Annotated in this window: 11 protein-coding genes and 1 pseudogene; 5 read left to right on the top strand and 7 right to left on the bottom strand. The window is 38.7% G+C overall.

All coding sequences use genetic code 11. The features are described from left to right. The 7 genes from UYC_RS0130245 to UYC_RS0130205 all read right to left on the bottom strand — a co-directional run. Window positions 1-239 (bottom strand): HD domain-containing protein (locus UYC_RS0130245; RefSeq protein WP_016879782.1); only part of this gene is annotated, 239 nt, incomplete at its 3' end. 14 nt (window positions 240-253) lie between these two features. Continuing rightward, window positions 254-451, bottom strand: a complete 198-nt coding sequence (locus UYC_RS0130240) for a hypothetical protein (RefSeq protein ID WP_016877893.1) — start codon at window positions 449-451, stop codon at window positions 254-256. Continuing rightward, window positions 442-738, bottom strand: a complete 297-nt coding sequence (locus UYC_RS0130235) for a hypothetical protein (RefSeq protein WP_016877892.1) — start codon at window positions 736-738, stop codon at window positions 442-444. The genes UYC_RS0130240 and UYC_RS0130235 overlap by 10 nt, the downstream gene beginning before the upstream one ends. A gap of 402 nt (window positions 739-1,140) precedes the next feature. Then, window positions 1,141-1,509, bottom strand: a complete 369-nt coding sequence (locus tag UYC_RS0130230; protein ID WP_016877891.1) for a pentapeptide repeat-containing protein — start codon at window positions 1,507-1,509, stop codon at window positions 1,141-1,143. Continuing rightward, window positions 1,491-1,814 (bottom strand): tetratricopeptide repeat protein, encoded by a 324-nt coding sequence (locus UYC_RS0130225; RefSeq protein WP_016877890.1) that lies wholly within the window; start codon window positions 1,812-1,814, stop codon window positions 1,491-1,493. Before UYC_RS0130225 ends, UYC_RS0130230 begins: the two co-directional genes overlap by 19 nt. Window positions 1,815-2,623: 809 nt before the next feature. Continuing rightward, entirely contained in the window at window positions 2,624-2,953 is a 330-nt protein-coding gene (locus UYC_RS0130210) for an SH3 domain-containing protein (RefSeq protein WP_016877887.1), read from the bottom strand. Between the two features lie 600 nt (window positions 2,954-3,553). Continuing rightward, window positions 3,554-3,958 (bottom strand): helix-turn-helix domain-containing protein, encoded by a 405-nt coding sequence (locus UYC_RS0130205; RefSeq protein ID WP_016877886.1) that lies wholly within the window; start codon window positions 3,956-3,958, stop codon window positions 3,554-3,556. An 827-nt stretch (window positions 3,959-4,785) separates the two neighbouring features. Between UYC_RS0130205 and UYC_RS0130200 the strand changes: the two genes are divergently transcribed. From UYC_RS0130200 to UYC_RS40455, 5 genes and pseudogenes are all read left to right on the top strand, one after another. Continuing rightward, a complete protein-coding gene (locus tag UYC_RS0130200; protein WP_016877885.1) occupies window positions 4,786-5,580 on the top strand; it encodes a WecB/TagA/CpsF family glycosyltransferase in 795 nt (264 codons plus the stop codon). A 72-nt stretch (window positions 5,581-5,652) separates the two neighbouring features. Next, window positions 5,653-7,989 (top strand): GumC family protein, encoded by a 2,337-nt coding sequence (locus UYC_RS0130195; RefSeq protein WP_016877884.1) that lies wholly within the window; start codon window positions 5,653-5,655, stop codon window positions 7,987-7,989. Window positions 7,990-8,049: 60 nt separating this feature from the next. Next, on the top strand, window positions 8,050-9,270 hold the full coding sequence (locus tag UYC_RS0130190) for a glycosyltransferase family 2 protein (protein ID WP_016877883.1): 1,221 nt from the start codon (window positions 8,050-8,052) through the stop codon (window positions 9,268-9,270). A gap of 12 nt (window positions 9,271-9,282) precedes the next feature. Then, window positions 9,283-9,930 (top strand): annotated as a pseudogene (locus UYC_RS40460) (acyltransferase); the annotation flags it as partial. Further along, entirely contained in the window at window positions 9,910-10,530 is a 621-nt protein-coding gene (locus UYC_RS40455) for a GAF domain-containing protein (RefSeq protein ID WP_268744023.1), read from the top strand. The pseudogene UYC_RS40460 and the gene UYC_RS40455, both read left to right, overlap by 21 nt. Window positions 10,531-10,631: the final 101 nt, after the last annotated feature.

Here is a 10,631-nt window from a genome sequence, read left to right as displayed (position 1 = left end):
CTACCAACTTTTGTTTTATCTAAATCCAATGAGTATTCATCAGCTAAAAATAAAGCTAATAAAGCAACACCAAATGAGTGTTCGGCAACGCTCTCACAATACTTTGGTTCTATGCCGTGCCTCAGCCAACCCTGACGATAGAGTTGTTTGAGGTGATTAAACTCAAAATAAGCTTCAATAATAGGCAGAGTTGTCTTGCCTTCTAAAAGAGCAATAGGTAAAGGAGCTTTTGTATGCATTATTCTTATTCTTCTTAATTAAATCTCGCAGCTAAATCACTCATTAACTGAGCGGTGTTTTCTGCCAACCAATCTTCTAATACCAGGATTCTCGCTACTCCATCTAATACACTTTGGTAAGTTACTTTTCTCTCAAGTAACCACCCTGTCCAATAAACGATATAACTTGCCTGCTGCAAGCGCCAAACTAATGTTAGTGCTTCTACTTCCAATTGTGAAAGAGAAATATATTCGGCATAGCCAGTACTAAAAGCTTTGATAAATTCCCAACGAGGTGCCTCCTGCCCAGGCGATCGTGTTCGTAATAAATTTGAGCAGTGGTTGTGGAATCGTTATACAACTTCAAGAAAAAATTGCCTGCTTGCGTCTTCACAAAATAAGTCGTGTTAACTGTACCTTCATTTGTTGGTAGCACGGTTGCACCATCAACAAATAACCATGCATCAAGTAGTGTCATTGCATCTTGCTTCGCCAACCGCGAGTTTTGAGAATTTTCCATTACTGGGTAAAACAGGTTGAATATTTCTGGACTAATTCTTGTGCAAGACTTTCATCAGCAGAGTTCATAAAAAATTTTTCTTATTCCTTCTGATTTTTTCCAGTCGATATGCATAATTTACTTTTTACCGCTTGTATCTACATTTAACAAGCTGTTCAGAGCATGACCATGCGAATCTACTGGAAGCCAATTATTATTGAGGTACTATTGAAGTTCTGCTAGAACTCGCCCCTGGCAGCTTAGAAATTTTAGCAACTTTTACCGAGTATTTGGTTGAATCTACTTGGGAAACTAGCAAAGCTTCTATTCATCTAGTTTTGGCTCAGATAAATTCCCAAGCAGTTGCATCTCCAGCTATTTCTTAATCAAAGCTCTCCAGTGCCTAGTCTTAGCAGCTAATTTTTAAATTTTTCGCATATTTCTGCTAACTGGATCGAATCCCCAAGAAAACTTGGTACTGTCGTCATAGCAAGCTCCTGTTAAATTTGCTTCAAACAGCTTAGTATAGTGTAACCTTGCTCCGCGCAGGTTTGCGTCTACCAACTTCGCACCACTGAGGTTAGCTCTAGTTAAATTTGCTTTTGCAAGGTTAGCTCCACTCAAATTTGCTCCCCATAGTTTAGCTTTTGCGAGGTTGGCACCACTTAAATCTGCTGCATACAAATTGATGCCAACTAAATTTGCTCCAATTAACTTGGCATTAGCTAAATTGACTGCTGTAAAATCTCTTTCTCCTACGGCATAACGCCGGATTAATTCATTGGCATCCATAATTCTTTTACCTTCGTCAGCAAATTAGAAGCAATTTCCTCCCATTCTCGATCTAGCCCGGCGTGAAATTCTGGTTTACCACAGCGTCTGTACCAATAGCGGGCATTACTCAAATCTCCTTCTTTTCTATGCAGGTAGGCATGAACCCAGGCACTATCGGCGTCACTAGCATTTTGGACTATTTCATGGGCTTTGTCCCAATTACCTTGGTAGTCATACCACAGAGCTTGCACTGCTTTTGGCAGTGATTCAGGGGATTTTTGCTGTTTTTCGATTAATTGCTTGAATTCCTTTGGTGTGATCATCTTTCCCTAATGAATAAGCTCAAAATCTTATAACTTGCATGGTTGATTTCCATAAAACCTTACAGTGCAGGCTTTGCAACCTGTTTTTCAGGCACAAGTTATATATGCGAAGCTAATAGAGCCTCTATTCATCACTTTATCAACGACTACTGATGATGAGATGCAAAAGTAAGACAAGTTGGCAGGCGATCGCTAAAATTTTTCTGTGTTCCTGCGCCAATCATAATAAATAGTTAGCCAATAGGAAAAGGAAGACAAGGAAGATGAACATAACAATATGTGCCTTCTTTCCTTACCTTCCTACAGAGCATGAGAAAAATAAAGGGGATATTTTTTATAAAAAACAGATCTGCATTCCTTACTCACACGCCATACAGCAGTTTTCTGTAAGGTGGGCATTGTTCACCACTATTTAAAATGCTTATTACATAGGCTTTGACGGGCAATGCCCAACGCCAGTTGCTCCACTTGGGGAAACCCCAAGACCGCACTGGCTCCCCTACGATTTGTAGTGAAAATGGCTGTAAGTAATGCACTGACAATCGTAATTGCAGATATCAGAAAATCATTGGAGTTCATCACACCACAGATCCAATCTTAAAACTTGAATTGTTAAGACATAATATGAGGTTGGCATATCTATAACAGGATTCTCAGAAAATCTGTTGTTACCGAGAATCGTCTAAAAAATTAGCGCAATTTTTACTATAAAAGCTTTCTATTTCATTCTGGTGAAGCTTTTCCCCTGAATATGACTAAATAGAACCATCCTGCTAGAGCCAACCAAAATAACCAAATTTGACTTTGAACTACCATAGCCCTTGAATAATATTGCTATTCTCCGAGTCAGAAGAAGAATCTCCAGAACTCTGCACAGATGATATATAGGCAGTTTCTACCCAACCTTCTCCACCCAGCTCACCAACGATTTTTGCCCATTCACCCTGTTGCTCGACAATTTCCACGCGATCGCCCTGTCTGAGAATGAAAATTGAACGATGTTCTGTACCTGGGCCACTGCGTATATTCAAATAACGTGAGGTTACAACAGCAGCCTCACCAGCTATGATGGTAGACCATGAGCCGATAGCAAATATAAATCCTGCGATACAGGCAGCAACTAGATTTTTGAGTCGCATATTCTTCAGTTACCCAATAAACTTGAATTCTAAGGCTTAAAAAAGGCTGGGTTGAAAGCGGAAAATTTAGGGTTCACATAGAAATTGTGCTACTGTACTGTTGTTTTAAATTTAGCAATAACAAGTAAGAAGCTTATAATCATTTTCTAATCTCTTCATAAGCAAAAAATAAGAAGTTTGCATAGTTGATAGTAAATTCACATTATGATAACTTTGCTCTGCATCCAAAGTAATGGAATGAAAGATAATTCTGCGTAGAATAACTGTATACAAGGGTTGAAGAAAAAATAAAAAAACGATAAGAGAAACATAAAGACAATAACAGTCATATCTCATCAGCGATCGGTTAATTTTCAAAATATGACAGAAAGCATGAAAATCTCACAGCTAGAAGTTTAACAAAAGTACTCTAGCTGACCCTACGAATGAAACTTTTTTACTATTTTTATGAAGCTTCAATGTTTTATTGTTTAAGAATGAGAAAAGAAAATATAGGTTCTCAATTGATTACAATGCAGTAATCATTATTGAATACCCAAGCTACTATCAAGATTTTCTCTTCTGCCAAAGGTATAAAAGCTTTGCATATTAGTCCAATCCTCATACCAATATTTCAATCTCAGTTTCTAAGGCTGTATTCGCTGGTGTAGAAGGTTTTTTTTTACGTTTTAGATTCATCTGCTGTAGTATGCGTCCCATAGTGGAACGACTGACTTTTACTTGTATTTTTTGATATAGAAGTTCGCACAACTCTTCTAAAGTGGCATCCTTGTTTTCAGTTACTAATTGTCTCAGTTGCTCTACTTGTGTTGAAGTTAACAGTCTTGGTTTACCTCCTCCATGGGGCTTTTTAGCAACTGTTCCTTCTTTTCGATACCGTCTCAGCAGCGATTGCACAAAACTCTTGCTCACACCAAAGCGTTTTGCCAGTTGACGTTGTGAAATCTTCTCTTTTTTGTAGATTTCAAGAATTTTTTGCCGTAAATCTAACGAGTAAGCTTTCATTTTTAGACTTAGAACAAATAGTCTCACGTTATGTTGCAAATCTTGCTATTAACAAACTCAAAGATTATAGTTAGGTGATACCTAACTTCATCATCTGCCTAAAAACAGTAGTTAATCAGGCTTAAATGTACAATAACTAACTAGTAAAAACAGCGATTCAGGCTATTTTGCAATCAAAACACTACATTAGACAGAAAGTAGTGCAAACAAGTAAGAAGTTTATAAGAAGAAAATATATAAACTGTCGTATTGGACTGAATCAATTAGGAAGCACAAGTTGAATTTATTTTTACTAATTTTGTGTTTAATAGCGAATTTTGTGTTAAATATTGATAAGGAATTGATTGATGCTTGAAGAAAGTAACCTCTAACTTAGAAACTTTCCTTTGCTACATTAAATAGAAACAAGCTGTGTCAGCTTTATGTATGTTGCCATATGAAGTGATAAAACTCTGTAAGCACAGTTTTCACCTATTTGCCATAGAGTGAAACTTTTTATGGCTTCACGCAAAGACCTCAAAAAATAAGACTTATCAATAGTAAACCAGATAAGCCTTGAAGTTTTCAGCTATTTATTGCTTAGTGATACTTTCTCTCGTTTGCTCCCAACTAGCTGAACAGTTCTCACAAACACAAATATACAAAAATGATGATTGACTAAGAAATTTGCAGGTGTAAATCCAGTTGCCTATCAAATGGTGAAGACATAACAACCACCAAGATTATGACTATTGTCTTGCTGATTTTCTCTTTTTAAAAGCATCATTCACCTCACAAAAGCAACATTTAATTACGCAGAATTAGGGTAGAGCACTAGGAAGACAAAAATGAAGAGAGTGAGAGTATTAAATATCGAAATTAGCAATCTAACTTTACAAGAAGTATTGCAAAGTTTAACATCCGGCATTGTGTTTACGCCTAATGTAGACCATATGGTCAGATTGCAACATGATTGTGAGTTTTTCAATGTTTATAACATTGCCGACTATAGACTATGTGATAGTCAGATTTTAATTTATGCATCTCGATTTTTAGGTAAGTCAATACAAGAGAGGATAGCAGGTTCTGATTTTTTCCCTGCATTTTGCAATTATCATAAAGATAACCATCAAATTAAAATATTTTTATTAGGAGGAGTTAATGGTGTTGCTGCCGTTGCTCAAGAGCGAATTAATCATAAGTTAGGAAGAAATATTGTTGTTGATTCTTACTCTCCATCATGGGGATTTGAGAATAATGAACAAGAATGTCAGAAGATAATTGAATTGATTAATAGCTCTGGTGCAACAGTATTAGCAGTTGGAGTTGGTTCACCAAAACAAGAAAAATGGATATATAAATACAAAAATAAACTACCAAGTGTAAAAATTTTTATGGCAATAGGTACGACCATTAATTTTGAGGCAGGCAAGCTTAAAAGAGCACCAAAATGGATGAGAGAAGTGGGATTAGAGTGGTTGTACAGACTTGTCCTAGAGCCAAAAAGATTATGGAAAAGATACTTGGTAGATGATATCCCCTTTTTTTGGTTAATTCTCAAACAAAAATTGAATTTATACAAAATGCCATTTGTTCAAAAACAAGTTTCAGAGTTATATGAAAGTTCGTTAAAAAAAGTATGATTTTTCATTTGAAGTCAAGGCTGAGTCAAGTATTAATCCAGGGAGAATCTAGACAAAATCACAGTGGATAATATGAATTTCAAACAAGAATCTTCCGCTTTAGTAATTAGTGAGCGTAGTGATAAATTTCAACCACAAAAAATAGTTAATGCAGATGATTTTCTGGAGCCAAAAAAACGAGGATTAGATTTACGTTCACTTGGTCGAATAGTACAACGTAATCTTCTCTTGATTGGTAGCATTGCTAGCTTTGTAGCTGTTATCACTTTATACTCAATTCTCGTTTCCCCTCGTAGCTATGAAGGTAATTTTCAGATTCTAGTAGAGCCTGTATCTTCTGAAGGCAAACTCACCGATCCTTCATTCATATCACGTAATAGAGAAAATGCCCCTCAGACACAAGGTGATATAAGTTATCCGTCCATACTTCAAATTTTGCAAGGAAACGAATTGTTAGAGCGGGTAGCTCAAAATATTAGAGTTAAGTATCCCAAAGTTAACTACGAATCACTTAGGAAAAATTTGGTGGTTCAACGCATTGGGGAAAATATGCTTGACTCAACCAATATCATAGAAGTAACTTACAAGGATTCTGATCCTGAAAAAGTAGAGTTCATTTTGTCGGAGATTGCAAAAGAGTATTTGAATTTCAGTCTTGAAGATAGAAAAAATCGTATTTACGGGGGTGTTAAATTTATTGATGCTCAACTTCCTCAATTACAACAGCGAGTCAGTTTTTTGGAAGGTAATTTACAAAGACTTCAACAAAGATACAATTTGAGCGATCCCGAAAGTCAAGTTGGAGAACTATCTAAACAAGTTCGTGAAGTAGAAGCTCAGAAGCTAGATACCCAAAAAAATTTACAGGAAAATAAGCGGCTCTACCAAGACTTGCAAAAACAACTCAGGCTAACACCTAATGAGGCACTTGCTGCATCTACTCTTAGCCAAGAACCTCGCTATCAAGAACTAATTGCCCAGCTAAAGAAAATAGAAACTCAGATAGCGATCGAGTCAGCTAAATATACTGAAAACAACCCATCTTTACTTACACTGCAACAACAACAGCAAAATCTTTCTCAGCTGTTAAATCAGGAAGCACAAAATATTCTAGGACAAAAACTAACAGCTACAGTCAATCCTCAACTACTTAATTTCCAAGATCCCACTCGTTTGGGACTAATTAAGCAACTGGTTGATACTGGCAATAATGTTCGAGTCTTAGAGAGTCGCCTGAGTGCGATCGCTCAATCTGAAGCTTATCTGGATCGGCAAGTAAAGCAGTACCCAGCTACTATGCGTCAGTACAACGAGATCCAACGACAGCTAGAAATTGCCACCAAGACACTCAATCAATTTTTATTACAGCGAGAAACACTGCGAGTCGATGCGGCACAGAAGGAAGTACCCTGGAAAATAGTTTCTCAACCCAGAATACCGCGTGATGAGCAGGGTAATCTGATCGCCAAGAGCGGCAATATGAGGAAAATGGCGATCGGAATAGCTGCAGCTGTTGTATTGGGATTAGCTGCTGCTTTACTCAAAGAGAAATACCGTAATGTCTTCAACAGCCCTGAGGAGATTGAAGATAGAATCAATTTGCCTATTCTAGAGGTAATACCAGCAAATCAAACTGCTGTAACTGCTCCAAATTCTTTGAAAGTTGTCGGTGCAATTAAAGAGACTGAGGAAGATACTAAATTTTTGTCAGCTTTTGATTCTCTCTACGCCAGTGTTCGTTTTCTGGCTGGTACTCCCAAAGCTCAATCTATCATTGTGACTTCGCCTGCACCTGGAGATGGAAAGTCTACTGTTGCCATGTATCTTGCTCAGGCGGCAGCTGACATGGGTAAGAAAACCTTGCTCGTAGATGCAAATTTTCGTAACCCAAGTCTTCATAAAAAATTCGGTTTAGACAATGTGCAAGGACTAAGCAATTTAATTTCTCAGGATGTTTCTTCTCAGTCACTTCTGATTCAGGCATCACCCTTACAAAAAAATCTGTTTGTACTCACCTCTGGCAAAATCTTACCATCCTCTACCAGAATGCTTGGATCTGCTCAGATGCAGAATTTAATGGAGAAATTTCACCAAGCTTTTGATTTAGTTATCTACGACACCAGCACACTGCTTGGATTTGCTGATGTTCCTTTGCTTGCAGAACACGCAGACGGAATATTAATGGTTATAGGAATTGGTAAAACCAAACGTCCGTTAATTACGCAGGCACTCTTACGATTGCAAATGTTGCAATTACCAGTGTTGGGCATAATTGCCAATCATGCCGACACAAGCAACAACAGTTTACCCGGCTCTCATAACCTTCATCCAAACCCAAATCAGCGGATACTTCCTGCTTCTGTAAAAAACAAAACTAAGAACTTCGGATTTGATCGCTCGGAATTATGATTAGTTTTCTATTTCTGTAGTTAAATACCCCATCTTTAAACAAATGAAGGTTCAACAGTTGTGATAGTTCATCAGTTCGTAATCCTATTTGTTGAGATTGTCTTATTCGCGATCGCACTGGGGCTTTTTGTTCCGGTTTCTATTTTCTTTATTGAATGTAGTGCAGCATTGTTGCCCGAATTTCAAATTCAGTCCTATTACGCGCTTGTGCCTCGACCTAGAGTTGATATATTAGTTCCAGCCCACAATGAAGCAGCTGGAATTGATGCCACCCTGCAATCATTGCTGCCGCAGTTAGTAGAACAAGACCGCCTCATCGTTATTGCTGATAATTGTAATGATGATACAGCATCCGTAGCCCACAAAGCTGGTGCAACAGTGATTTCGCGCCAAGATCCTGAGCGTAGGGGAAAAGGGTACGCTTTAGACTACGGTTTGCAATTCATTGCTAAAAATCCTCCTGATGTAGTGGTGATGGTGGATGCTGACTGTATCGTTTATCCAGGGGCGATCGCTCGGATTAGTCGTCTGGCATTAGCTACAGCACGCCCAGTTCAGGCAGTCTATCTGTTGACACAACCCCCCAATCCCCAACCAAAGGATATAGTCTCGGCACTGGCGTTTATGGTTAAGAACTCAGTTCGCCCCAGGGGGTTAGGAAAACTGGATCTGCCCTGCTTATTAATGGGTTCAGGCATGGCTTTCCCTTGGCAAATCATTCATAAAGTTTCTTTGGCTAGTAGCAATATTGTTGAAGACATCCAACTGACTATGGATCTTGCCATTGCTGGATATTCTCCCAAATTCTGCTTGGATGCTCTGGTAATGGGAACCCTGCCACAACAGCAGCACGCAGCCACAAGCCAAAGAACACGCTGGGAGCATGGTTATTTACAAACTATGCTCAAGCAAGTTCCACGACTGTTAAAAGCTTCTTACGAGCAAAAGCGTTTTGATTTGCTGGCGATCGCCTTAGATTTGTGCGTTCCACCACTATCGCTGTTGGTAACGATCTGGGCAACAGCTATAGCAGGAGCTACCTTAGCAGGAGTATTAGGATCTTCATGGCTGCCAACCATCTTGCTAGTAGTAGAAGGGCTATTGATTTGCATCTCAATTGTTGCAGTCTGGGTTAAGTTCGGTCGTACCAACTTCCCTTTGCGAACGATGCTCACCATTCCACTGTACATTCTGTGGAAGATACCCCTTTATTTGGCTTTTCTATTTCAACCTCAGACAGAGTGGATTCGCACGCAACGAGATTCAGTGGTTGGGGAGTAGATAGTAATCATCATGAATCATCACAACCCGAAAAAATCTTTTTCTTGGTTCCCCCATAAGGAATCAGTCGTACAATTATTAGTGGGTTCATTTCCCCTAAAAGTGGGTATATTCCTGCGCAGTCTCCTATATCGTCATATTTTCGCCCAATTTGGTAACTCAGTTACCATCCAAACCAATGCCGAGTTTATCCATGCTTTTGCAATTGCACTCGGAGATAAGGTTAGGATTTATCGCGATGTTCGCTTGGATTGCGGTGCTCCTGACAGTAAAATCCTCATTGGTAATGACACCTGGCTAGAGCGCGGAGTTGATATTAAAGCCCTGGGAGGCTCTGTAGAAATTGATGAATCTACTTACATTGGCCCTTATATTTGTATGGCAGGGCCTGGAAAGATCAAAATTGGCAAAAATTGCCTGATTGCATCACACTCAGCAATGTATGCTAACTGCCATAATTTTACCGATTCTACAGTTAGAATTCAGTTTCAAGGAATAAGCTATCGAGGTATTGTCATAGAAGATGACTGCTGGATAGGTAGTGGAGTGAGAATCCTCGATGGAGTCACTATCGGTCAAGGCAGTGTAATTGGAGCAGGAGCAGTCGTAACTAAGGATATTCCCCCTTACTCAGTTGCTGTGGGTGTGCCAGCGCAAGTAAAGTACAGTCGCAAGAACACAAAAGTATCTTCACCCACACCTAACCAACAAAATATTCATCTAGGAGCTAATACTTCTTCTACTCTTGGTACAAACCTAATAGCAATTGAGCGATCGCTACAGCGAAATCATCATTATTTCCAGAATCAAAATGATACTGCTCTGGCTGAGTTTTTCTTAGAAAAAATACTGTACATCATCCTAGAGTATGTTCGTGGGTTGATGTCTGTTGATACTAGTACGGTGCTACTACAAACCCAGGATCAGCAAGAATTGGCTGTGATCGCCACTATTGGGTTAGAAGAAGAAAAGTCAGAAAATATCCACATTCCTGTTGGTAAGGGCTTTGCCGGGCAGATTGCAGCTAACTGCACTCACATGAACATAAATGATTTGTCTGAGGTAGAGGTTATAAGTCCAGTTCTGCGCAACAAAGGAATTCGGTCAATTCTTGGTGTACCCATGATAGTTAAAAAGCGAGCGATCGGGGTTTTACACATTGGTACATTTCATCCCCGCCATTTCACTGAAAAAGAGACCGAAATGTTGCAAATTTTTGCTAACCACATTGCATATCACTTTTTTACTGAAATTTCTTAAATTTAATTTGTAACTGTTAATTGCACATAGATGAACTTTACTTATTTAGTCAATTTAAAGCTTTAAAAAAAAACGCTGCTTGAAAACTTAGCCACTAAAGA

This window comes from Chlorogloeopsis fritschii PCC 6912 (assembly GCF_000317285.1).
Taxonomy (GTDB): Bacteria; Cyanobacteriota; Cyanobacteriia; order Cyanobacteriales; family Nostocaceae; genus Chlorogloeopsis; species Chlorogloeopsis fritschii.
Note: the sequence above shows the minus strand (reverse complement) of the source record. Positions and strands in the feature narration are given on the sequence as shown.